Annotated in this window: 16 protein-coding genes and 1 pseudogene; 10 read left to right on the top strand and 7 right to left on the bottom strand. The window is 72.2% G+C overall.

What is annotated here, in order from left to right:
* Positions 1-17 precede the first annotated feature (17 nt).
* Entirely contained in the window at positions 18-638 is a 621-nt protein-coding gene (locus OG242_RS02735) for a cyclodeaminase/cyclohydrolase family protein (RefSeq protein ID WP_405896612.1), read from the top strand.
* The gene (locus OG242_RS02730; RefSeq protein WP_405896611.1) at positions 635-1,474 is read left to right on the top strand and encodes a bifunctional 5,10-methylenetetrahydrofolate dehydrogenase/5,10-methenyltetrahydrofolate cyclohydrolase; all 840 of its coding nucleotides are present in this window, start codon (positions 635-637) and stop codon (positions 1,472-1,474) included. The genes OG242_RS02735 and OG242_RS02730 overlap by 4 nt, the downstream gene beginning before the upstream one ends.
* 28 nt (positions 1,475-1,502) lie before the next feature.
* Here the strand turns inward: OG242_RS02730 and OG242_RS02725 are convergent, their stop codons facing one another.
* Positions 1,503-2,531 (bottom strand): NAD-dependent epimerase/dehydratase family protein, encoded by a 1,029-nt coding sequence (locus OG242_RS02725; protein WP_405896610.1) that lies wholly within the window; start codon positions 2,529-2,531, stop codon positions 1,503-1,505.
* Positions 2,532-2,844: 313 nt separating this feature from the next.
* Between OG242_RS02725 and OG242_RS02720 the strand changes: the two genes are divergently transcribed.
* Together OG242_RS02720 and OG242_RS02715 are read left to right on the top strand one after the other, a co-directional pair.
* Positions 2,845-4,029 (top strand): pyridoxal-phosphate dependent enzyme, encoded by a 1,185-nt coding sequence (locus OG242_RS02720; protein WP_405896609.1) that lies wholly within the window; start codon positions 2,845-2,847, stop codon positions 4,027-4,029.
* A pseudogene (locus OG242_RS02715) lies at positions 4,026-4,287 on the top strand (PAS domain-containing protein); the annotation flags it as partial. The gene OG242_RS02720 and the pseudogene OG242_RS02715, both read left to right, overlap by 4 nt.
* Before the next feature lie 72 nt (positions 4,288-4,359).
* Here OG242_RS02715 and OG242_RS02710 read toward each other — a convergent pair.
* Positions 4,360-4,743 carry an FKBP-type peptidyl-prolyl cis-trans isomerase gene (locus OG242_RS02710; RefSeq protein ID WP_405896608.1) on the bottom strand — a complete coding sequence of 128 codons (384 nt, stop codon included), beginning with the start codon at positions 4,741-4,743 and terminating at the stop codon, positions 4,360-4,362.
* Between the two features lie 356 nt (positions 4,744-5,099).
* Here OG242_RS02710 and OG242_RS02705 point away from each other — a divergent pair, with 356 nt between their 5' ends.
* Positions 5,100-5,933 carry a PIG-L family deacetylase gene (locus OG242_RS02705; protein WP_405896607.1) on the top strand — a complete coding sequence of 278 codons (834 nt, stop codon included), beginning with the start codon at positions 5,100-5,102 and terminating at the stop codon, positions 5,931-5,933.
* 72 nt (positions 5,934-6,005) lie between these two features.
* Here the strand turns inward: OG242_RS02705 and OG242_RS02700 are convergent, their stop codons facing one another.
* From OG242_RS02700 to OG242_RS02690, 3 genes are all read right to left on the bottom strand, one after another.
* Positions 6,006-7,577, bottom strand: a complete 1,572-nt coding sequence (locus OG242_RS02700) for a DUF4246 domain-containing protein (protein ID WP_405896606.1) — start codon at positions 7,575-7,577, stop codon at positions 6,006-6,008.
* 16 nt (positions 7,578-7,593) lie between these two features.
* Entirely contained in the window at positions 7,594-9,306 is a 1,713-nt protein-coding gene (locus tag OG242_RS02695; protein ID WP_405896605.1) for a PP2C family protein-serine/threonine phosphatase, read from the bottom strand.
* Positions 9,307-9,510: 204 nt separating this feature from the next.
* Positions 9,511-10,494, bottom strand: a complete 984-nt coding sequence (locus OG242_RS02690; RefSeq protein WP_405896604.1) for a polysaccharide deacetylase family protein — start codon at positions 10,492-10,494, stop codon at positions 9,511-9,513.
* A gap of 380 nt (positions 10,495-10,874) precedes the next feature.
* Here OG242_RS02690 and OG242_RS02685 point away from each other — a divergent pair, with 380 nt between their 5' ends.
* The 3 genes from OG242_RS02685 (at position 10,875) to OG242_RS02675 (ending at position 15,821) form a co-directional block, all read left to right on the top strand.
* Positions 10,875-12,050: a cellulose-binding domain-containing protein gene (locus OG242_RS02685; protein WP_405896603.1), complete on the top strand. Its 1,176-nt coding sequence runs from the start codon at positions 10,875-10,877 to the stop codon at positions 12,048-12,050.
* A gap of 166 nt (positions 12,051-12,216) precedes the next feature.
* Positions 12,217-13,437 carry a chitinase gene (locus tag OG242_RS02680; protein WP_405896602.1) on the top strand — a complete coding sequence of 407 codons (1,221 nt, stop codon included), beginning with the start codon at positions 12,217-12,219 and terminating at the stop codon, positions 13,435-13,437.
* 164 nt (positions 13,438-13,601) lie between these two features.
* Positions 13,602-15,821 carry a serine/threonine-protein kinase gene (locus OG242_RS02675; RefSeq protein ID WP_405896601.1) on the top strand — a complete coding sequence of 740 codons (2,220 nt, stop codon included), beginning with the start codon at positions 13,602-13,604 and terminating at the stop codon, positions 15,819-15,821.
* Between the two features lie 15 nt (positions 15,822-15,836).
* Here OG242_RS02675 and OG242_RS02670 read toward each other — a convergent pair whose 3' ends face one another.
* On the bottom strand, positions 15,837-16,568 hold the full coding sequence (locus tag OG242_RS02670) for an ABC transporter ATP-binding protein (protein WP_405896600.1): 732 nt from the start codon (positions 16,566-16,568) through the stop codon (positions 15,837-15,839).
* Positions 16,569-16,684: 116 nt separating this feature from the next.
* On the opposite strand from OG242_RS02670, the gene OG242_RS02665 reads away from it, so the two are divergent.
* Positions 16,685-17,299 carry a class I SAM-dependent methyltransferase gene (locus OG242_RS02665; protein WP_405896599.1) on the top strand — a complete coding sequence of 205 codons (615 nt, stop codon included), beginning with the start codon at positions 16,685-16,687 and terminating at the stop codon, positions 17,297-17,299.
* A 279-nt stretch (positions 17,300-17,578) separates the two neighbouring features.
* A complete protein-coding gene (katG, locus tag OG242_RS02660) occupies positions 17,579-19,810 on the top strand; it encodes a catalase/peroxidase HPI (RefSeq protein ID WP_405896598.1) in 2,232 nt (743 codons plus the stop codon).
* Between the two features lie 61 nt (positions 19,811-19,871).
* Here katG and OG242_RS02655 read toward each other — a convergent pair whose 3' ends face one another.
* Positions 19,872-23,177: a GH92 family glycosyl hydrolase gene (locus OG242_RS02655; protein ID WP_405896597.1), complete on the bottom strand. Its 3,306-nt coding sequence runs from the start codon at positions 23,175-23,177 to the stop codon at positions 19,872-19,874.
* Positions 23,178-23,338 lie beyond the last annotated feature (161 nt).

The raw sequence follows: 23,338 nt of genomic DNA, 5'->3' as shown, positions 1-23,338 counted from the left end.
TTTGCTACGGAGCACGCATGCGCGATCAGGCCATCGGTGATTTCCTCCAGCAGTTGGCGGACCGCGTCCCGGCGCCGGGCGGTGGGGCGAGCGCCGCCCTGCACGCCGCCCAGGCGGCCGCCCTGCTCGGCATGGTGGCCCGCTACAGCGAGGGGCCGAAGTACGCCGAGCACGAGGCCGTGATCAGCCGCGTCCGCACGGAGACGGACGACGCGCGCGCGCAGGCCCTGCAGCTCGCCGAGGACGACGCGCTGGCGTTCGGCGCGGTCGCCGCGGCCTACGGTCTGCCGAAGGCCACCGACGAGGAGAAGGCCGCCCGCTCGGCCGCCATCGCCGACGCCCTGATCGGTGCCGCCGAGCCGCCCGCCCGCACCATCGAGCTGTCCACCCGGCTGGCCGAGCTGGCCGAGCTGCTCCTCCCGGTCGGCAACCGCAACGTGCTCAGCGACGTCGCCGCCGCGGCCGAGGCCATTCGGGCCGCCGCCACCACCGGCCAGGTGAACGTCGAGGTGAACCTCGGCGGCATCAAGGACGAGGCAGCGCGCACCGCGTTCGCCGCCCGGGCCGCCGCAGCCGACCACGTCGCGGCACGGACCGCCGCCACCACCGCCGCCGTACGCAAGGAGATCAACCGGTGACCGCAGCTGTCCTCTCCGGCCGGGAACTCGCTGCCGCGATCCGCGCCGAGACCACCGAGCTCGCCGCGAAGCTGGCCGCTCAGGGCCGGCCCGTCCGCCTGGCCGTGGTCAGCGCCACCGACGACGAGGCCAGCGCCTGGTACGTCCGCTCGATCGCCGGCGCGGCGGCCAAGTGCGGGCTGGTGTGCGACGTCGTCGACCTCGGCCCGCAGGCCACCACCACCGAGGTCGCCGACACTCTGCGCCGCCTCAGCGACGACTCGCAGGTGCACGGCGTCATCCTGCAGACGCCGCTGCCGGCCGGCGCGGCGCTGGAGGACCTGGCGTCCGCGATCGCACCCGAGAAGGACATCGACGGGGCCAACCCGCTGTCGCTCGGCCGGCTCGCCGCCGGGCTCCCGGCGTTCGCCCCGGCCACGGCCGAGGCCGTCGTCCGGCTGCTGAAGCACCACGGGATCGAGCTCGTGGGACGGCACGCCGTCGTCGTCGGCCGGTCCACCGTCGTGGGCAAGCCCGCCGCGCATCTCCTGCTCGACCAGGACGCGACCGTGACCGTCTGTCACTCCCGCACCGCGGACCTCGCGGCCGTCACTCGTACGGCCGACGTCCTGGTCGCCGCAGTCGGGCGCGCCGGCCTGCTGAGCGCCGACCACGTCCGTGACGGCGCCGTGGTGATCGACGTCGGCACCAACCCCACCCCGGACGGGGGCCTCGCCGGCGATGTCGACCCGGCCGCGGCCGAACGGGCCGGCGGCCTCACTCCGGTCCCCGGCGGCGTCGGCCCGGTGACCACCGCACTGCTGCTCCGGCATGCCGTGCAGGCCGCCGAGAGCTGAGCCTCGTCGGTGGTCCGCCGGGCGCCTTTCAGCGCGTCCGGCGGACCGCCTCCTCCTTCTCCCAGGCCCGCAGCACCTGTTCCTCCCGCTCGGCCGGCAGCCACTCCGCGGTGCGCACCGCCCTGCCCAGCTTCTCCGCCGGGATCCGCCGTAGCCACGCCCAGGTGTCCGCCACCGTCTCCGCCAGCGGGCGGTAACGTGCACCCGCCGCGATCCCCGCGCCGGGATCCACGTCGTAGATCCCGGCGCCCTCGCCCCCGGCAGGCACCCAGACGGGCAGCTCGGTCCACGGGACCACGCCTGTGCCGGCCAGCCACCGCTCGTCGACCCGCACCAGCCGGCCCGCGCTTCCCGTCACCTCGGCACAGGCGTCCAGTAGGCCGCCCATCGTCGCGTGGCCGGGCGGGCAGCTGATGTTGTACGCCCCGCCGAGCCCCCGCCCAGCGGCGTGCAGGATCCACTGCGCGAGGTCGCGGACGTCGACGTACTGGACGCCTCGGTCGGGGCTGCCCGGTGCCAGGACCGGTTCGCCCTCCGTGGCCGCGGCCATGCGCAGCAGCCACCTCGGCAGCCGGCCCGGGTGCTCCCACGGGCCGAGGACCAGGCCGGGACGCGACAGCAGCGCGCGGTCGCCCATGACCTCCACCACCGCCCGTTCCGCGGCCGCCTTGCGGGCGGGGTAGTCCTCGGTGCGCGAGCCGGGGGACGGCGGGCGCAGCGGGGCCGCCTCGGTGAGCGGCCTGGGGACGGGCCAGTGGTAGGCCATCAGGCTGGAGACGTAACCGTAGTGGCCGACGCTGCCGGCCAGCAGGGACGCCGACTCCCGCACCGCCTCGGCCCGCCCCGCCCAGGTGTCGACGACCGCGTCCCATGAACGCCCTCGCAAGGCGGCGAGGTCGGCGGGATCGGTGCGGTCCCCGGTCAGCCGCTCCACCTCGCCCGGGCCGCGGCCCGAGCGGTCCCAGTTGAAGGTGGTGACCTCCCAGCCGCCTGCGAGCGCGGCCTCCACCACCGCCCGCCCGACGAACACCGAACCGCCCAGGACCAGCAGCCGCACCGTGGATCATCCCCCCGTAGACAGCGTCGGCGCGGACGCTACTCCGCCATTCCGGCAGGGGACAAGAGGTACTGGCCGGCTGCCGTGCCCGGTGTCGTGGACCGCCGCGGCGGTCCACGCACGTCACCGCGGCACCGCAGTCCGGACTCCTCGGCCGCCCTGCGGAGGCGGGGCCCTGCCTGCGCATCCGCACTTCCGGCACGCGCCCTGGAAGCAAGGACATTGGACCGTCTGTCATCTCCGGACGATGTGTCTAACCTGAGGGATCCAGCCAAACGACAGCACGTCGAGCGAAGGGGAGCCGGAACCGCCCATGAACGACGAACAGCCTCCAGCGGTCGCCGTAGCCGACCTGTACGACCGGTCCGGGCGGCGCTATGCCCTGGACGACCCCCGCTGGCGGGGCGAGGACGGCAGTCCGCTCGCCGTCAGTGCGCTGCCGGGTCTGCGGCCCGGACAGATCGACACCGCCGAACGGTCCCTGTGGCGCTATCACACGGTCCTGCCCGTCCCGTTCGCCCGCCGGGTGAGCCTGGGGGAAGGGTGTACGCCGATGATCCCGGTCGACTGGGCGGGGCAGCGGGTTCACTTCAAGCTGGAGTGGTTCAACCCGACCTCCAGTTTCAAGGACCGCGGGGTGTCGGTGATGATCTCCCACCTGGCGGCGCACGGCGCGGATCGCGTCCTCGAGGACAGTTCGGGAAACGGCGGTTCCGCGGTGGCCGCCTACGCCGCCGCTGCCGGAATCGACGCCAAGATCATCGTGCCCGCCGCCACCTCGGCGGCCAAGATCCTCCAGGCCCGGGCCTACGGGGCCGAGATCGAACTCGTACCGGGCACCCGCGACGAGGTCGCGGACGAGGCGATCCGGCAGTCGCGGCAGATCCCGTACGCCAGTCACAACTGGCACCCCATGTTCATCCAGGGCACCAAGACCGTCGCCTACGAGATGTGGGAGTCCCTCGGTTTCACCGCGCCCGACAATGTCGTCCTCGTGGCCGGGGCCGGCAGCAACGTCATCGGGTGCGACCTCGCGTTCGGCGAACTGCTCGCCGCCGGTCAGATCGACAGGCGCCCCCGCCTGTTCGTCGGGCAGCCCGAGCACTGGGCGACCATCGCCGACACGTTCAACGGCGTCGACCCGGGCTCCCGCGGCGAGCGGGTGCCGACGATCGCCGAGGGCGCGTCCATCGCCCATCCGGTCCGGCTGCCCGAGGCGGTGGAGGCCGTCCGCCGCTCCGGCGGAGCCGCGTACGCCGTCCCTGAGTGGGAGATCCGCGCCGCGGTCCGCGCCCTGAGCGCGCGCGGACTGTACGCCGAGCCGACGAGCAGCGTCGCCGCGGCGACCCTTGACCACTTCATCGCGACCGGGGAGATCGCCCCGGACGAAACGACCGTAGTCGTGCTCACCGGCGCGGGCCTGAAGTCGGCGGAGACGATGGCCGCGGTGTTCGCCGGGCACGGTGACGACTCCCGGGAAGCGAGCAGCGGACGATGACCGGCGCTACCGGCCGGCCCGCCGGTGGGGACGACGAGCACCTCGTTACGGGAAGCCGAACGCATCGCTGTCGCCATCGGGCGCGTGTTCCCCGGTCTGTGCGAGGTCGCCCTGCACGATCTGCGCCGGCCCGACAACGCCATCCGCGCCATCGAGAACAACCTGTCCGGACGCCAGGTGGGCGACCCCGCCACCGAACTGGGCCTGCGCCGCATCGCGGATCCCGGTCACATCGCTCGGTATGCCGGACTCCTACCCCTCCCCGTTGTGCCCTGGCAACGTCCCGCCTTGGTGGCCGGACTTCAGCCCGGCACGACCGGGCCTCGTGCGCTACGGGCCCACGACCGTGAGCAGGTCCACGACGAAGACCAGTGTCGAGCCCGGCGGGATCAGATGCGAGGGGGACTGTTTGCCGTAGCCGAGACGCGGGGGAACGATGATCTCGCGGCGGCCGCCGGGCTTCATTCCCCGTACGCCCCGGTCCAAGCCCTTGATGGCCTTGCCGCCGCCTACGGCGAACTTGAACGGGCGGTTCTGTTCCCAGGAGGAGTCGAACTCCCGCCCCGATGCGAACGCGACCCCTACGTAGTGAACCTGGATGACCCTGCCCGGCTGCGCCTCCGGTCCGTCCCCCTCCACGAGGTCGCGGGTCGTGAGTTCGGTGGGCGCGTCACCCTCCCGGATCTTGATTTCAGGCTTCGTCGGTTCGTTCATCGCGGTCCCCATCGTTCGCCACCGTGCTCCCTTGCCGGGAGGCCGGACCATGGACCTTCCATGTGGCAGGCGATCACGCTATCGGCCGATGAGAGACCTCGGCGCCCTTCGACTGTCAGCGGCGGGAGGCAGGACGCGCAGCATGACGACGACCGGGGTGGCCGGTTCGGCGGTCCGGGGGACTGCGGCACGCCGACTTTGCCGTGTCGGGAACAGTGGGTCCGGCCGGGGCGGTTGCATCGAGCGGGGGCCGGAGCCGTACGGGTGCGGGAGCACCGCCGGAGTCCGGGGCCCGGGAGCGCGGCGCGTTTGCCGCGTGCCCTTGTCCAGGCGTAATCAAGCAGAAGGACCGTGACATGACCGACCGGCCGTTGACGATCATGGCAGTGCACGCCCACCCCGACGACGAGGCCACCAGTACCGGAGGTGTCCTCGCGCGGTATGCGGCGGAAGGCATCCGCACGGTGCTGGTGACCTGTACCGACGGCGGTTGCGGTGATGGGCCGGGAGGCAGTAAGCCGGGCGACCCCGGGCACGATCCGGCGGCCGTTGCCGTGATGCGGCGCCGGGAGCTGGAGGCGAGCTGCGAGGTGCTGAAGATCAGCGACCTGGAGACGCTGGACTACGCCGACTCCGGGATGATGGGCTGGCCGAGCAACGACGCACCGCATTCCTTCTGGCGTACCCCCGTGGAGGAGGGTGCCGCACGGCTCGCGGCGCTGATGGAGCACTACCGGCCCGATGTGGTCGTCACTTATGACGAGAACGGCTTCTACGGCCACCCGGACCACATCCAGGCCAACCGCATCACCATGGCGGCACTGGAAATGACCGAGCTGACGCCGAAGGTGTACTGGACGACGGCGCCGCGCTCGATGATGCAGCGCTTCGGGGAGACGATGCGGGAGTTCGGCGAGGACATGCCGGAGCCCGACCCCGAGGAGGCCGCCGCGCTGGCCGAGATCGGCCTTCCCGACGAGGAGATCACCACCTGGGTGGACATCACCCCGTTCAGCGGCCAGAAGTTCGACTCGCTGGCCGCGCACGCCAGTCAGGGCGAGAACATCTTCTTCCTCAAGATGGGCAAGGAGCGGTTCGGTGAGCTGATGGGCATGGAGACCTTCGTACGCGTCAAGGACACCACCGACGCCGCCGTGCCCGAGAACGACCTCTTCGCCGGACTGCGCTGATCCCGACGGCAGACAGTCGCCTCCGGGGCAGGCCGGGACCGTCCCGACCTGACCCGGAGGCGTACGCACGGCTCAGTGCTCGCAGAGGGAGAACTCCCGTTCGTAGAGCTGTTCGTTGTGCTCGTCGACGAAGAACTTCCGCTCCCGCATGAGCTGTTCGCGGTACTCCTCCGCCTGGGCGGGCGTCATGGTCGAGGTGCCGGCCCAGGGCTGCTGCGGCGGTACGTCGGAGGTCGAGACGATCGTCCGCTCCGGGTCGACCAGGAAGAACGCGAGGATCTTGCGGTGCCCGGCACGGGTGGGGTCCGCGAGACCGAACGAACCGACCCGGTGCTGCAGGACGTTCGGGAAGGCCAGGCAGCGGCCCGCGGGGGTGGATGCCGCACCCAGCACCTGGTTCAGCGCGCCCTCGTTCTCCAGGCCGTACACCGCACGCACACCGTTGTCGTCGCTCTGCTCGTACTCCGGCTCGTCGAGGGCCGTCCGGAAGCTCAGCCGGCTGTCCGTGATGTTCTCGCTGTCCCAGTAGTAGATGCCGGTCGACACGATCCGCTCGTTCAGCATCCCCTCGACGTGCCAGGAACCCCCGGCGTACTCGGGTTTCTCCGGGGTGAGGTGGATGGTGGCGAGCTTGACGATGACCTGGAGGCGGCGTCCGCGCAGGTCCACCGGGGCGAATTCGTCCGGCAGCGCGGGCGGGGCGTAGTCCGGGGCGTCCGGGATGACCGGCTGCCGGTTCTCGTACCAGTCGTCCAGGGCCTCTTCATGCGCCTGGACCGCTTCTTCGTACGCCTCCTTGTCGCTGAAGTCGTCCTCCTCCGGGTAGTCCGGCTCGTCGTCTTCGTACCAGCCGTACGGGTCGGCCGCGATCCGCAGAGGCCGCGGGTGGCGCAGATCCGTGAGTACGTTCTCCAGCAGGGGGCGCATGCGGCCGAACAGCTCCGGGAGAACCGAGGCCAGTTGTCCCTGCCGCTCGGGGTGGACGTTGTTCACGTACGAACGGAACGCCACCTTGCCGTCCGCGTCGATGTCGACGTCCGTGGGCAGCCACTGGAACGTGTCCGAGAACTCGTGCTTCGAGTAGTGGTTCGTCGGGTTCTCCCAGGCGCGCTCCGGCCCGCCGCTCACGCCCCGTACCAGGCAGAACAGCGAGGGGTGCACCAGGTCGAGCACCTGGCCGTCCGAGCCCGGGTGCCAGTCCTTCTCCTCCTCGGGGACCTCCTCCAGCACCCGGACCGCCTCGCGCAGCCGCGACCGCAGCTCGTCGTCGATCAGCGTGTCCGACTGCCAGACCCCGTCGACGGCGGACACCTCGATGCCGGTCCGGGCGTCCCGCAGCTCCGCGTAGCGCGCGAGTTCGGCCAGCACGAAGCGGATCTGCGCCTCGGTCAGCCCCTGGGCTATCGCCTCGCTCGTCCACCGGGCGACGATGTCGGGGTCGTTCATCTTGTCGAACCATCCCGGCTTCGCCCGGAGGTGCGCGCTGCACTCGATCATCTCCAGCTCCCGCAAGGTGCGGGGCTCCTTGTACAACGGGGAGTGGGAGGCTTGGAACGGCAGCGGGAAGGTGGACTTGCCGGTCAACTCTTCGAATCCTTCCGGGTGGTGAGTGGTGGCCGGAAGGATACGGGAGCCGACTGACATCGCCCCCGGGCGCGGACTAGACGGTCCGGCGCAGCGCCAGGAGCGTCGCGTCGTCGGTGCGGTGGGGGCCGTCCAGGTGGGCGACGAGCCGTTCCGCGTAGTCCTGGAGCCCGGCGTGCCCGCCGCCCGGGGCGGCTTCCCGGAAGCAGCACTCGGCCGCCTGCAGGAAGCGGCGCGTGTCCGCGTCCGGGTCGGCCGGCCGGCGCTCCGTCAGGCCGTCCGAGTACATGAGGACGACGTCGCCGGTCTCCAGCGGTGTCTCGGTGGCGCTGTAGACCGTGTTCGGCAGCACGCCCAGTGTGAGGCCGGGGCCCCCGGCGGGCGCCGGGAGCTGGGACGCGCGGCCGTCGCGCAGCAGAACGGGGCGCGGATGCCCGGCACAGGTCCAGCGGAGCAGGCTGAGATCCGGGTGGTAGCGGGCGACGATCGCGGTGGCCGTGGACTCCCTGTCGTCGGCGGCTGCCACCTCGTTGAGCCACTGCGTCAGCAGCTCGACGGGCTGCGAGGTGTACGCGAGACCCGCGAGCGCGTACCGGAGTTCGGCCATCAGGGTGACCGCTGCCAGGCCGTGGCCGCGGGCATCGCCCAGCGCGACCAGCAGGCGGCCGTCGGGCAGGCCCCGGGCCTTGTACCAGTCGCCGCCGACCCCGGCCCCGCGGGCGTCGGGGCGGTAGACGGCCGCCGCCTCCAGCCCGAAGTTCTCCAGTTCGTCCTGGAAATGGGGGAGCACCGCGTCGCGCAGGACGTCGGCGACCTCCGCGACGGCCTCGGCACGCTCGTGCTCGCGGCGCGCGTCGCGTTCGGCGCGCCGTGCCGCCTCGCGCCGCCGCCGGTCCGAGGTGACGTCGACGAGGACGGCCCGCAGCGCCCACACCAGGCTGCCGGGGACGATGCGCACGGGCTCGGCGACCATCCGGAACACCCGCTCGCCGCCCCGGAAGCGCAGCTCGCAGTCGGTGGTGCGCTTGCGCAGGATGACGTCGTACAGCGCCTGGTACAGCGTGGAGCGGCTGTCCGGTGTGGCGGCTGTGGCCAGGTCGCTCAGGCTGGGCTCCGGGGCGTCGTCGGCGAGGCCGAGGACCTGGCGGAAGCCGCGGGAGGGCTGGACGCCGTCGTCGGCCAGGTTCCACTCCACCCAGCAGGTGCGTACGAGCTGCTGGGCCGCGGCGGCCATACGGAGCCGGCCGCCCGGCTCCCACGTCAGCAGGAAGTGGTCGCCGCAGGGCGCGATACGCACCTCCGCGCTGATCCGCACCGGCCCCGTGCGGGTGCACACCAGCCACTCCACCGTGTCGCTCTGCTGCGGTGCGCGCTGGTGGTACGCGTCGGCCAGCATCCCCGGAATGGCCGTGGACGCCAGCGAAGGGATGCGTTCGAACAGCGGCACCGGCCCCGTCCACGGGGGCACGGCGTCCGCGGGGAACCGGGAGGCCGCATAGGCGCGGGCCGTGGCGTTGCGGGCCAGGAGCACGACGTCCTGGATCTCGTCGTCCTCACCGACCACGGGGGCCAGGAGCAGGGCCGCCACCGGGAGGGCGTCGAGCACGTCCTGGCAGGTGGGCGGGACGGAGGCCGCGACGGCCGGGGGCGAGGGGTTGGGCGGTCCGGCCCCGTAGCGCTCGGCGTACGCGGTGACGCGCCGCCGCTGCGCGTCCAGCAGGGCCCGGATCGCCTGCAGCTCCAGACGTGCGCGCGGGCCGCCCGCCGGAGGGGAATCGTCCACGGGCATGTCGGGCCTCTCGGTGCGGGTGTACGGGCGGCGCCGGAACAGCATCGGGGCGGGGGAGCGGGGATGCCAGTCGGGATGGGCCGGTGGTGGCAGCGGCGGTGCGTTGCGGTGGGGCGGGCCCGCACTCGCCCCCGCCTCCACGGCCGACGCCGGAAGGCGCCCCGCGCACAGGCGTGGGGCGCCTCACCGTCACGACCCGCGCGGTCAGCCCGTCGCGCAGGAGACCGTCGGCCAGGCCCAGGAACCGTTGGTCTGGATGGTCACTCCCCAGTTGTTGCCGCTGCCGTTGGGCTTCGCGGTGAGCACCTGGGCGCTCGGGTAGGTCGCGCTGATGTTCCAGGTGGTGAGGATCTTCTCGGGTGCGGGTACGCGCATGGTGACGGTCCAGTTGCCGCCCCCGGTCACGGAGACGTTGAGGTTGTAGCGGTCGCCCCACCGCGGTCCGGCGGAGAGGGTCGCCGTACAGCCGCCGGTGTTCCCGCCCCCGCCGCTGTCGCCGTCGGGGGCGACGGCCCGCCCGGTCTGCGGCGAGATCATGCCCGAGCAGAGGCCGCGGGAGGCGAGCGACTGGGCGATGCGGGGGATGGCGGCCAGGGTGTTGGCCGGCCACTCGTGCATCAGGATGACCTGGCCGTTGGAGAGCCGCGACACGGCCTGCACGATCGCGTCGGTGCTCGCCCCGTTCCAGTCCTGCGAGTCGACGTCCCAGATCACCTCCGTGAGACCGTACTTGGCCTCGACCGTCCTGAGGGTCGCGTTGGTCTCCCCGTACGGCGGCCGGAACAGCTTCGGGGTCCCGCCGCCCGCGGCCGCGACGGCCTGCTGGGTGCGGGAGATCTCCGAGTCCATCTGGGCCTGGCTCTGCTGGGTGAGGTGGGGGTGGGTGTAGCTGTGGTTGCCGACCCACATTCCCGCGTCGACCTGGGCCTTCACCTGCGCCGGGTAGGACGCGGCGAACTGGCCCTCGTTGAACATCGTGGCCCGCAGACCGTTCTGCTTCAGGGCGTTGAGCAGGGCGGGGGTGTGGTCGTTGGACGGGCCGTCGTCGAAGGTCAGGCCCACGTAGCCGTTGCAGGCGGCCGCCTGTGCCGGGGCTGCGGCGGTGGCGGTCAGGCCCAGGGAACTCGCCGCGGTGAGCACGAGGCCGGCTGCCAGGACGGCAGGGCGGCGGCGGGGACGGAGACGCATGGGGGTCCTCCTGATGAGGGGTGCTCCGGCCACGCCGGGGGCGGCCGGTCCTGAGCACGGAGTTTTTGGTGGCCCTCCCGTGCTGTCAATGGTTTCGACAGATCTTTCGAAAGCGTCGGACCGGTAGGACGGCCTCTATGTGGGATCGTGTTGCACGTCGGGGGAGTTGGACAGGGGCTGACGTCCCGTAGAGATTGAGGTCCGGGCTCGGCGATACGTGTCGGAGGCAGAACCTCTGTCGAAACTTTCGGTTCTACGGAGGGGCTGTCCGGTTCGGGTGGTGGTCGCCGTATTGACAGTGGGCAGTCAAGTTCGCTGTGATGGGTGGGAGCGCTCCCATTTATGAACTGCCCTACGGTTCCCCGCCCGAGGAGGCGCACATGCCCATACCCGTCCCGCGATTGCCGCGCAGAGCCTGGACCGCCGCCGGAGCCGTGTGCGCGCTGGCCCTGTCGCTGCTCGTCGCCGTGCCCGCCAGCGGTTCGGCCGCGGCGGCCGGATGCCAGGTCGACTACACCGTCAACGAGTGGACCGGCGGCTACACCGCCGAACTGCGGGTCACCAACGAGGGCCCGGCGCTCAGCGACTGGCGGCTGACATGGACGTACGAAGGCGACCAGCACGTCACCTCCGCGTGGAACGCGGGCGTGACGCAGACCGGCCACGCCGTGACCGCCGTCAACACGGCCTGGAACGGGGCCCTGGCGGCCGGCGGCACCGTCGGCTTCGGGGTCCAGGGAACCTCGGGGTCGGGTGGCCCGGCGCCCGCCGGCTTCGCCCTCAACGGGGTCTCCTGCGGCGGTGACGGCACCGCACCCCCGACCACGCCGCCTCCCACGACGCCGCCGCCCACCACTCCGCCGTCCGAGGACTGCGGCGACGCCGTCGTCTGCGACGACTTCGAGAGCCAGACCGGTTCGACGCCCGCCGGGAACTGGAAGTTCACCGCGCCCGACTGTCAGGGCACCGGCGCGGCCGCTGTCGACACGGAGATCGCGCACAGCGGCACACGGTCGCTGCGGCTGGATGGGAAGGCCGGCTACTGCAACCACGCCTTCGTGGCCTCCACCGCGGACCTCTCCGCGGTCGGCCCCGTGTTGTACGTACGCATGTGGGTGCGCCACACCACGGCGCTCCCGGCCGCGCACGTCGCGTTCGTGTCCATGCCCGACAGCTCCCAGGGCGGCAAGGCGCTGCGGATCGGCGGGCAGAACGGGGCCCTGCAGTGGAACCGCGAGAGCGACGACGCGACGCTCCCGGCGCAGAGCCCGACCGGCGTGGGCCTGAGCCGGCCGCTGCCGACCGGCACCTGGCAGTGCCTCCGGTTCGCGGTCGACACCACCGCCCCGGGGCTCGACACCTGGCTCGGCGACGAACAGGTGCCGGGGCTGCACGCGGACGGCGAGCCCACGCGCGACATCGACGACCAGTGGCTCTCCCGGACCACTCCACCGCGCCCCACCGCCCTGCGGCTGGGCTGGGAGAGCTACGGAGTCGGCGACGACACCCTCTGGTTCGACGACGTGGCCGTCGGCTCCTCGCCGGTCGGCTGCTGACGGACGGCCGTACCGGCGCGGGCTCCGGAAGGGGCCTGCGCCGGTACGGAAGGCCCGCCCCCCGGCCGCCCAATCTTCAAGAAAGCGCAATGGTCTAGGCCAACGCATTGACGTGAATGCGTCACCCTCCGATCCTTGGCGGCACCTTCTCCCGACAGGAGCCTCCATGAGACGTCTTCGCGCTCTGCTCTCCGGCGTGGCCACCGCCGCCCTGGCCACCGCAGGGCTCGCGGCCTTCGCCGCGCAGCAGGCCTCGGGTGCGTCCGCCGACGCCACCGCGCTCAGTAACCGGTGGTACGCCGCCGCGCCCTATCTGATGCCGCACGACAACAATCCGCCGGACGCGGGCGCCATCATGGACGCCACCGGCCTCAAGGCGTTCCAGCTCGCCTTCATCCTGGCCCCCAACGGCGGCGGCTGCAGCCCGACCTGGGACGGTACGTCGCCGGTCTCCTCGGACACCGCCGTCGCCTCCGTGATCAGCGCGATCCGGGCCAAGGGCGGTGACGTCTCGGTCTCCATCGGCGGGTACGGCGGAACGAAGCTCGGCCAGACCTGTTCCGACGCTGCCTCCACCGCTGCCGCGTACCAGCAGGTCATCACCAAGTACCAGCTCAAGGCCATCGACTTCGACCTGGAGGAGCCGGAGTACGAGAACACGGCCGCCATCGCCCGCGAGATCGGCGCCGCCAAGATCCTCCAGCAGAACAACCCGGGCCTCTACGTCTCCGTCACCACCGCGGCGACCGCAGACGGCACCGGCTGGTTCGGCAAGCAGATGCTCAACGAGGCCAAGGCGCAGGGCTTCACGCCGAACAACTTCTCCATCATGCCGTTCGACGGCGGGTTCAACGGGGCCGCCGCCCAGACCGGCGCCCTGACGAACTTCAACTCGATCCTGCGGTCCACCTTCGGCTGGGACGAGGCGACCGCGTACGCGCACGAGGGCTTCTCCGGGATGAACGGCCGCAGCGACACCGGTGAGTACTTCACCCAGGCCGATTTCCAGACCGTCCTGGACTTCGCCACCAGCCACCACATGGACCGCTTCACCTTCTGGTCCCTCAACCGCGACCGTCAGTGCACGCCGCCCGACAACAACGGCAAGACCTCCGGCACGTGCAGCAGCGTGGCGCAGTCGGCCTGGGACTTCGCGAAGTACTCGGTGAAGTTCGCCGGTGCCACCCCGCCCACCACCACCCCGCCGACCACCCCGCCCCCGACCGGCAGCTGCACCGCCGCCGCGTGGAGCAACAGCGCCGTCTACACCGGCGGTGCCACCGTCTCGTACGGGGGCCACACCTGGAAGGCCAAGTGGTGGACCCAGAACGAGACCCCCGGCAGCACGGGTGAATGGGGCGTCTGGCAGGACCTCGGCGCCTGTTGATCCGCTCCGCCGCCCCGGCCCCGGCCGGGGCGGCTCGTACCCCCGCGGGTGCCTGCACGTGTCACCCGCTTTGCTCACCCCCACCACCCTGCGACTAGTTTGTGTCCAGCACAGACGGGCGGTCCGTGACAGCAGAGGTGCACGGGGACGAGAGGTCGGGAAGAGTGTCGCTGCGCGCAGGCGATCCAGCCGAGATCGGCGGTTATCCGCTGGAGGCGCGGCTCGGCTCAGGTGGCATGGGCGCGGTCTTCCTGGCCCGCACGAGTTCCGGCCGGCCCGTCGCGATCAAGCTGATCCACCAGCAGTTCGCCGGCGACTCCGAATTCCGCACCCGCTTCCGGCAGGAGGTAGCGGCGGCACGGCGGGTGAGCGGCGCTTTCACCGCCGCCGTGGTGGACGCCGAGCCCGAGGCCGACCAGCCGTGGATGGCGACCACCTACATCGAGGGCCCCACGCTCGCGCAGCGCATCGCCGACGAGGGCCCGCTGAACGGAGCCGGACTGCGGAGCCTGGCCATCGGGCTCGCCGAGGCGCTGCGCGACATCCATCGGGTCGGCGTCGTCCACCGCGACCTGAAGCCGTCGAACGTCGTGCTCGCGCCCGAGGGGCCGCGCGTCATCGACTTCGGCATCTCGCGCGCCGCCGACCAGCAGACGCTGACGATGACCGGACGCGTCATCGGCACCCCGCCCTTCATGTCACCGGAGCAGCTGCAGGCGCCGCGTGGTGTCGGGCCGCCCTCCGACGTCTTCTCGCTCGGCACCCTGCTGGTGTACGCGGCCACGGGCCACGGCCCCTTCGACGCGGACAGCCCCTACCTCACGGCCTACCAGGTGGTGCACGACGAGCCGTCGCTGGACGCCGTACCCGCGGAGCTGCGTACGGTCGTCGAACCGTGCCTGGCCAAGGAGCCCGAGGGCCGCCCGTCGGCCGACGAACTCCTGGAACTGCTGCGTGACCTGCCCGCCGACCTCGGCGGACCCGGCGCGGGCGCGACGGGCCGCACCCGCGATGTGGCCACCCAGCACCACCTCGCCACCCGGGACACCCGGGCGCCGAGCGCCCCCGCCGCCCCGGAGGGGACCGGCTCCCTCATCGGGCGCAGGCTGCGCGGGCGGTGGCGGCCCGTGCTGGCGGCCGCCGTCGCCGTGGCGGCGATCGGCGGGGGTGCCGCCGTGCTGCAGTCGGGCGGCTTCGGCGAGGACCCGGCCGAGGGCAAGGGCAGCACGGTCGCGGCGTCCGCCGCCTCGCTGCCGGACGGCTTCCGGCCCTGGCGCGTGACCGTGCCCGGCGAGCAGGAGGACATCCCCGACGAACTGCGCTGCGTCGCACGCGGTGACGCCGTGTTCTGCGGGGGCGGCGGGGTCGTCGCCACCCGGATCAACGTCCGGGACGGCTCGCGCGCCTGGACGGTGAAGAGCCCGGGCGTCCCCGTCCAGGGCATGCACCTGGTGGGCGCCACCGACGACACCGTGATCGGTTACCGGTTCGCCGCGCAGGACGACCCGCGGGGGCGGGGCGACGAGGTGGTGGCCGTCGACGCCGACAGCGGCAAGGAGCTGTGGTCCACGCCCTCCGGCGCCCAGTCGACGGCCGTCACGGGCCGGACCCAGGACGCCGTCGTCCTCGGCTCCACCGTGATCACCGTCAACGCCTCGGACGACGCCTTCGAGGCCCGGGACGCGCACAGCGGCGAGCTGACCTGGACGGCGCCCTTCCCCGGAGGTTCCCGGTGCGCCCCCGTCCTGGCTGGCAACGTGCTGCTGGCCATGTGCGTGACCGACGCGGAGATCCAGACCCTGGCGGAACGCCGCCCGGTCGTCCACACGCTCGACCCGGCCAAGGGCAGCTGGGGCCGGGCCATCGCGCTGGACGGGCCCGGCGTTCCCGTGGGCGCCGCCGACGGCCGGCTCGTCCTGCTCCAGGAGCACACCGAGGGAACGGCGCTCACCGGCTACGACGCGGTGACGCGGCTCGACCCGGTCTCCGGGAAGGTCACGAACACCCCACTAAACACCACGTACGAGGGCACGCCCGGAATGGCGGACGGCACCGTGTACGTGAGCACGCAGACCGGCCGCGTCACCGCGTTCGACCCCGCCACCGGGCGCAGGAAGTGGGCCCGGCAGACCAGCGTGGAGGGGGCGTCGGGCCCCGCCGCCGGGAACGGCGCGCTGTTCTTCAGCTCCGCCACCGGCCGCGTGGTCGCGCTGTCGCCGTCCGACGGTTCGACGCTGTGGGCGACGGACCCCCGAGCCGACGGTCTGACCGGCGAGGTGGGCGCGAGCCCGCGCGTGGTCGTCGCGGGGCGCGCGGTCGTCGTGGCCGCGGACGGGAACACCCTCTTCGCCTTCGACACGCAGCACCCGCCTAAGTCCGGCTGACCGGCGATGGCCTCCTCAGCCGTCCAGCAGGCCAAGGCGCTCGCCGATCCGGGCGGCGGCCGGCCGGTGCAGCTCGTCGACGAGCCGGCCGTCGGCGAGCAGTAGCACCCGGTCCGCGTGGGCCGCGGCGACGGGGTCGTCGGTCACCAGCACACAGGTCCGCCCCTCCCGGTCCACCCCGTCCCGCAGGAGCGCGGCGATCTCCCGGCCTTCGGCCGCACCGAGGGCGCCGGCCGGCTCGTCCGCGAACAGCACATCGGGGCGTGCCACCAGCGCCCGGGCGATCGCCAGCCGCTGCTGCCGGTCCCCGGAGAGCTGCCCCGGCCGGTGCCGCTCGTATCCGGCGAGCCCGGCCAGGGCGAGCACCTCCCGGACCCGGTCGGGGCCGGCGAACAGCCCGACGTTCTGCTCCACGGTCATCGACGGCACCAGGTTGAACGCCCGGGACACGAACCCGACCCGGTCGCGCCGCAGCTCCGCCAGCCGCCGCTCGGGCAGCCTGGTCACCTCCGTACCTCCCCAGCGGACGGAGCCCCGGGACGGCCGGTCCATCCCCGCGAGGCAGTGCAGCAGGGTGGTCCTGCCGGAGCCGGCGGGCCCCATGACCGCCGTGAACGTACCGGGGGCGAGGTCCACCGACACCCCGCGCAGCGCCCGGACGGCGGCGCCGCCGTGTCCGTACGTGCGGTGCAGGTCCTGTGCCCGGACGGCGGTTCCGGTACCGATGTGTGTCGCTGTCGAAGTCATGACTTCATCCTGGCCGTCCGGACCGTGCCGATCGATCCTGCCCGCACCCGGACCGGGGGTACGGGAAAGTGAACCACCGCCGGGGTGGAGACCCCGCCCCGTCTACAGTGGGCCGCATGAACCGCTGGACCGAGCTGACCGGAGAGACGTCCGGGGAGGACTACGCCGCCCGCTTCGCGGCCCTCGCCCGCAGTGGCAAGGACATGCACGGCGAGGCGAACTTCTGCGCCGCCCTGGTGCCCATCGGCGCGCGCGTCCTGGACGCCGGCTGCGGCACCGGCCGCGTCGCGATCCGGCTCGCGGAGCTCGGGTACGACTGCACCGGGGCGGACGTCGACGCCTCGATGCTCGCCGTGGCGCGGAAGCAGGCCCCCGCACTGCCCTGGTTCCGGGCCGACCTGGCCGCGTTCGACCCGGAGGCGCTCGGTGTCGAGCCGGGCTTCGACCTCGTCGTCGCCGCCGGGAACGTCATGGCGCTGCTCGCCCCAGGCACGGAGGCCACCGTCGTCGCCCGTCTCGCCGGTGCCCTGCGCCCGGGCGGTCTGCTGGTCGCCGGGTTCGGCCTGGACGCGGCCCACCTCCCCGTACCGCCCGGCCTCACGCTCGCCGAGTACGACGACTGCTGCGCCGCCGCGGGGCTCGCCCCCGTCGACCGCTTCGCCACCTGGGACGCCGCCCCGTACGACGGCGGCGGCTACGCGGTCAGCGTCCACCGGCGGGACGACCGGTAGGGCCCTGTCTGCAGGACGGACCCGGCCGGCCGACGACGTGTCGCACCTGATCGCGCGAGAGCTCAATCCCCCTGGTCCGAACCATTGTTCCGCGGAGGGCAATACGCGGCGGCCGTTGATCCATTCCATCGCGTGTTCGTATTGACTTGGACTAGGTCCATCGTAGGATCGGTTCCGGCCGAAGCCAGGGCAGGACGCCCCCGGGGGCGAAACCGGTCAGGCCGCTTCACCCGCCACATTCTCAGAGCACCGAGATCCGCCCCGTCCGGAAGGAATTCCATGACTGAGAACCACGACGCGATCGTCACCGACCCCAAGTCGGAGGAGGCCGGCGGCTGCCCCGTCGCGCACGGTCGCGCGCCGCACCCCACCCAGGGCGGCGGGAACCGCCAGTGGTGGCCGGAGCGGCTCAACGTGCGGATTCTCGCCAAGAACCCCGCCGTGGCCAACCCGCTCGGCGAGGACTTCGACTACACCGCGGCCTTCAACGCCCTGGACCTGCCCGCCGTCAAGCGGGACATCGCCGAGGTGCTGACCACCTCGCAGGACTGGTGGCCCGCCGACTTCGGCAACTACGGCCCCTTCATGGTCCGGATGGCCTGGCACAGCGCCGGCACCTACCGCATCAGCGACGGCCGCGGCGGCGCCGGCTCCGGCCAGCAGCGCTTCGCCCCGCTCAACAGCTGGCCGGACAACGCGAGCCTCGACAAGGCGCGGCGCCTGCTGTGGCCGGTCAAGAAGAAGTACGGCAAGAACATCTCCTGGGCCGACCTCCTCGTCCTCACCGGGAACGTCGCCCTGGAGACCATGGGCTTCAAGACCTTCGGCTTCGGCGGCGGCCGCGTGGACGCCTGGGAGCCCGACGAGGACGTGTACTGGGGCCCCGAGACCGCCTGGCTCGGCGACGAGCGCTACACCGGTGACCGCGAGCTGGAGAACCCGCTCGGCGCGGTGCAGATGGGCCTCATCTACGTCAACCCGGAGGGCCCCAACGGCAACCCGGACCCGATCGCCGCGGCCCGCGACATCCGCGAGACCTTCCGCCGCATGGCGATGAACGACGAGGAGACCGTCGCGCTGATCGCCGGCGGCCACACCTTCGGCAAGACGCACGGCGCCGGCCCCGCCGACGCCGTCGGCCCCGACCCCGAGGCGGCCCCGATGGAGCGCCAGGGCCTCGGCTGGGAGAGCTCGCACGGCACCGGCAAGGGCGGCGACACCATCACCAGCGGCCTCGAAGGCATCTGGACGGACACCCCCACGACCTGGGACAACAGCTTCTTCAACATCCTCTTCGGCTACGAGTGGGAGCTGTTCAAGAGCCCCGCCGGCGCCCACCAGTGGAGGCCGAAGGACGGGGGCGGCGAGGGCACCGTGCCCGACGCGCACGACCCGTCGAAGAGCCACGCCCCGACCATGCTCACCACCGACCTCTCGCTGCGCTTCGACCCGGCGTACGAGCAGATCTCGCGGCGCTTCCACGAGAACCCGCAGGAGTTCGCCGACGCCTTCGCCCGCGCCTGGTACAAGCTGACCCACCGCGACATGGGCCCGGTCGTCCGCTACCTCGGTCCCGAGGTCCCGCAGGAGACGCTGGTCTGGCAGGACCCGCTGCCCGCGCGCACGTACGAGCTGGTCGACGCCGCCGACATCGCCGCGCTCAAGGAGAAGGTCCTCGCCTCCGGCCTGTCCGTCTCCGAGCTGGTCTCCACCGCCTGGGCCTCCGCCTCGTCCTTCCGCGGCAGCGACAAGCGCGGCGGCGCCAACGGTGCCCGCATCCGCCTCGAACCGCAGAGCGGCTGGGAGGTCAACGACCCGGACCGCCTCGCGGGAGTCCTGCGTACGCTCCGGTCCGTCCAGGAGTCCTTCAACGCGGAGCAGCAGGGCGGCAAGCAGGTCTCCCTCGCCGACCTGATCGTCCTCGCGGGCGCCGCCGGGGTCGAGAAGGCGGCCAAGGACGCCGGGACCGGGATCGAGGTCCCGTTCACCCCGGGTCGCGTCGACGCCTCGCAGGAGCAGACCGACGTCGAGTCCTTCGTCGAGCTGGAGCCGGTCGCCGACGGCTTCCGCAACTACCTCGGCAAGGGCAACCGGCTCCCCGCCGAGTACCTGCTGCTCGACCGGGCGAACCTGCTGAACCTGAGCGCGCCCGAGATGACGGTCCTCGTCGGCGGTCTGCGCGTCCTGGACGCCAACCACCAGCAGACCTCGCACGGTGTGCTCACCGACGCCCCCGGCACGCTGACCAACGACTTCTTCGTCAACCTGCTCGACATGGGCACGACGTGGAAGTCCACGGCCGACGACCAGAGCGCCTTCGAGGGCCGCGACGCCGTCACCGGTGAGGTCCGCTGGACCGGCACGCGCGCCGACCTCGTCTTCGGCTCGAACTCCGAACTGCGCGCCGTTGCCGAGGTCTACGCGAGCGACGACGCCAGGGAGAAGTTCGTGCGCGACTTCGTCGCCGCCTGGGACAAGGTCATGAACCTGGACCGGTTCGACCTGGTCTGAGTACGCCGCAAGGGCCGGCCCCCCGCGCGGGGGGCCGGCCCTTGCTGTCGCGCGGGTCCGGTCAGGCGGTGGCCACCGCGAAGACGTGGATGATCCCGCCGTCCGTGGTGGACGGCAGCGTCACGCTCGCGAGCTGCTTGCCCGCCTGGAGTGCGATCGGCGCGGTCGTGAAGACCTCGGTGCCCACCGGGTCCTTCCCGCCGCCCTGCACATCGCGGTACTCGGTGTGCACCGCGACCGTGTTCCCGTACGACGGCTGCTGCGAGCCGCCGCCCAGCGTCCAGTCGCTGAAACCGATCCCGGCCTGCTGCGTCGTGCCGTCGGTGTACGTGAGCGTCACCGTGCCCGACGCCTTGCCCTCGGCCGCGCTGCCCAGGAAGGCGAGCTTCGTGTCACCCTGCGCGGAGGGGACGTTCAGCACCTGGGGGCCCGTACCGACCACCTCGATGTTGTCGGGGTCACCGGCCTTCACCTTCGGCCAGGTGAAGTCGAAGCCGCCCGAGGAGACCGTGCCGCCCGGCTCCGCACCGGCCGCCGCGAGCGCCTCGGCCGAGTAACTCCAGCCCTCACCGTCGAAGTTGGCCTGCGGATTCTTGTCGTCCGCCGAGATCCCGGTGCTGTTGCGGTTCCACAGCAGGCCGTTCTTCTCGGCGACCGTCACCGCCGCCGACGTCTTCGGCAGGTCCGTCCCCGTCGAGGACGTCAGCGTCACCGGGACCGTGTAGTAGCCCTCGGCGGTGTCCTTCCCGGCCGACACGGTCAGCTTTGCCTGCGCCGCGCCGCTCGCCGGGACCGTGAAGTCCCCCTCAGACGGTGTGACGTTGACCCCGTCCGGCGCCTCCGCCTTCCAGTGCACGGTGGTGGCCTCGGTCTCCAGGCTCTGTACCTTGACCACGGTCTGCGCGCCCTCGGCGCCCGGCTCGACCTTCAGCTGGTCGGGCGAGGCCCCGGTGAAGTACTTGAGGCCGCCGCCGGGGAAGGACGGCGGGGCGTCGGCCGGTGCGCTGCCCCAGGAGGTGTCGGGCGTCGTGCCCAGCGTGAAGTCCAGCCGGCCGCCGCGCTCGACGAGCGAGTCGCCGACCCAGGGCTTCGTGGACGTACGGCCGTTGACCTTCAGGCCGTGGATGTACGTGTGGTCCGCCGACGCGGCCGGTGCCTCGATGGTGATCTTCCTGCCGTGCCCGGTGTGCACCACCGCGTGCGGGAACAGCGGGGCGGTGAGCGTCAGATCGGCGCGGCTCGGGTTCTGCGGATACATGCCGAGCGCGGAGAAGACGTACCAGGACGACATGGTCCCCGCGTCGTCGTTGCCCGGGATGCCGCCGGGACCGTCGGTCCACAGCTGGTCCAGCTCGGCGCGGACCGTCTCCTGCGTCTTGTACGGGGCGCCGAAGTAGTTGTACAGGTAGGGCGCGTTGATGTCGGGCTCGTTCGTCGGGTCGTAGCGCGTGTCGTCCTTCGCCGAGAAGTCGAACTTCCCGTCCGGCATACGGAAGAACGCGTCGAGCCGCTCCATCGCGCGCGCGTTGCCGCCCATCGCGCCGGCCAGTCCGGCCACGTCCGAGTAGACCATCCAGGTGTACCGGGCGCTGGTGCCCTCGACGAAGCCGGCGCCGGTGCCGGGGGTGAAGGTGCCCGCCCAGCTGCCGTCGGACTTCCGGTCGCGTATGTACCCGCCGTGCCCGGTGGCGTTGGCGTCGAAGACGTTGGTCCAGTTGCCGGACCGGTCGAGGAACCTCTTCGCGTCCGCCTTGTTTCCCAGCCGCCGGGAGAGCTCCGACAGGCCGTAGTCGGCCGCCGCGTCCTCCAGCGTCTCGGCCGCGCCGCCCCAGCAGTGGCAGTTGTCCGCCGGTACGTAGCCGAGCTCAAGGTACTTGTCGAGCGCGGGGCGCTGGCCCACGCACTCGACGTTGCAGCCGGAGCTGTCGGAGTCGTTCGCGGTGGGCACGGTCGCCGCCTTCACCAGCGACTTCAGCGCGCCCCTGACGTCGAAGTCACGGCCGCCGAAGGCGTAGATGCCGGCGAGCGCCGCGTCGGACGGGTCGCCCGACATCACGCTCGTCTTGCCGTTCTCCAGCAGCCAGCGGTCCCACTCGCCGTCGCGCTGGCTCGCGTAGTTGAACAGGGACTGCGCGTAGTCGCTGCCCGCCCTCGGGTTGAGCAGCGCCATCAGCTGCACCTGGGCCCGGTACTGGTCCCAGCCGGAGAAGGTGCCGTACTGCGCCTTCTGGCCCTTGACGAGCCGGTGCGGCTTGCGGTCGGCGCCGAGGTAGCGGCCGTCCACGTCGCTGGTGAGGGTCGGCTCCAGCATCGAGTGGTAGAGCGCGGTGTAGAACGCGGTGCGCCGGGCGTCGGTGCCGCCGCCGATCTCGACCGCCTTCAGCGCCTTGTTCCAGTTCGCCGCCGCCTGCCGCTTCACGAGGCCGAAGCTCTTGCCGGGCCCGTTCTCCTTACGGAGGTTGGCCTCGGCGTTCGCGGCGCTGACGTACGAGACGGCCACCTTGGCGCCCGCCTCGGTGGTGCCGTCCGCGAAGGTGACGTACGCGCCGGACCCCTTGCCCTCCACCGCGTTGCCGGACGAGCTGTAGCCCGTACCACCGGAGGCGGAGGTGGAGCCGGGGGAGAGGGTGCCGTCCTTCCAGGTGCCGACCTTCGCGAAGGGCTTGTCGAAGTGGGCGGTGAAGTACAGCGTGTAGAGGTCCTTGCGGTTGTTCGCGCTCTGCGGTCCGCAGAAGTTGCCGGCCGTGACGGACCCGGTCACCGTCCGCGCGGCCTTGTCGATCCGCACCGTGGCGTCGGTGCTGCCGGTCTCCGAGTTGGAGGTGCGGAAGAGCATGCTGGCCGGCTTGTCCGCCGGGAAGCCGAACTGCCCGGACCCGGTCCTGGCGGTCGTGGTGAGCGCCGCCGACGCGCCGCTCGCCAGGCCGACCTCGTAGTACCCGGCGGACGCCGTCTCGTCGTCGTGCGAGAAGTCGCTCGCGTACTTCGCGTCGGTGGTGTCCGAGGTGGGGGAGGAGTCGACGTCACCCACGTACGGCATGATCGGGATGTCGCCGTTCGCGCCCGAGCAGCCCACACCGTTGAGGTGGGTGAGACTGAAGCCGCGGATCTTCTTCGCGTCGTACTGGTAGCCGCCGGGAGCGGGCGTCGAGACCTGCTTGCCCCTCGAGTTCTGCGGACTCCACGCCAGCATGCCGAACGGCTGCACGGCGCCCGGGTAGGTGTTGCCCGCGTTGGACGTGCCGATGAGGGGATCGACGTACGACACCGGGTTCTTCACGGTGTCCCTGCCCGGCGCGGCCGAAGCGGGGGCGGCGGCGGCCGCGAGCCCCGCGACGGCCATGGCGGCGGCCGTGACGGAGCCCACGGCCCGGAGTGCGGCGTGCGTACGACGTTTGTGCGTCTGTGGCACCGTTCCTGCCCTTCTGATGTGACGGACGGTCAACGCGGCGGGAGCCGGGCGCCGTGACCGCGGAGGAACGGCGTCGCCCCGACAACGTTGTCAACGACGTGAGGATGCTCCTCCTG

Source organism: Streptomyces sp. NBC_00727 (assembly GCF_045161745.1).
Lineage (GTDB): Bacteria > Actinomycetota > Actinomycetes > Streptomycetales > Streptomycetaceae > Streptomyces.
The sequence above is the reverse complement of the archived record's forward strand: the minus strand, read 5'-3'. Positions and strand labels throughout refer to the sequence as shown.

What these genes read in the sequence shown, in the direction of transcription:
- OG242_RS02680 (WP_405896602.1), top strand. Translation starts at nt 12,217, where the DNA reads ATGAGACGTCTTCGCGCTCTGCTCTCCGGCGTGGCCACCGCCGCCCTG.
- OG242_RS02665 (WP_405896599.1), top strand. Translation starts at nt 16,685, where the DNA reads ATGAACCGCTGGACCGAGCTGACCGGAGAGACGTCCGGGGAGGACTAC.
- OG242_RS02705 (WP_405896607.1), top strand. Translation starts at nt 5,100, where the DNA reads ATGACCGACCGGCCGTTGACGATCATGGCAGTGCACGCCCACCCCGAC.
- OG242_RS02695 (WP_405896605.1), bottom strand. Translation starts at nt 9,306, where the DNA reads ATGCCCGTGGACGATTCCCCTCCGGCGGGCGGCCCGCGCGCACGTCTG.
- katG (WP_405896598.1), top strand. Translation starts at nt 17,579, where the DNA reads ATGACTGAGAACCACGACGCGATCGTCACCGACCCCAAGTCGGAGGAG.
- OG242_RS02710 (WP_405896608.1), bottom strand. Translation starts at nt 4,743, where the DNA reads ATGAACGAACCGACGAAGCCTGAAATCAAGATCCGGGAGGGTGACGCG.
- OG242_RS02735 (WP_405896612.1), top strand. Translation starts at nt 18, where the DNA reads ATGCGCGATCAGGCCATCGGTGATTTCCTCCAGCAGTTGGCGGACCGC.
- OG242_RS02690 (WP_405896604.1), bottom strand. Translation starts at nt 10,494, where the DNA reads ATGCGTCTCCGTCCCCGCCGCCGCCCTGCCGTCCTGGCAGCCGGCCTC.
- OG242_RS02685 (WP_405896603.1), top strand. Translation starts at nt 10,875, where the DNA reads ATGCCCATACCCGTCCCGCGATTGCCGCGCAGAGCCTGGACCGCCGCC.
- OG242_RS02670 (WP_405896600.1), bottom strand. Translation starts at nt 16,568, where the DNA reads ATGACTTCGACAGCGACACACATCGGTACCGGAACCGCCGTCCGGGCA.
- OG242_RS02720 (WP_405896609.1), top strand. Translation starts at nt 2,845, where the DNA reads ATGAACGACGAACAGCCTCCAGCGGTCGCCGTAGCCGACCTGTACGAC.
- OG242_RS02700 (WP_405896606.1), bottom strand. Translation starts at nt 7,577, where the DNA reads ATGTCAGTCGGCTCCCGTATCCTTCCGGCCACCACTCACCACCCGGAA.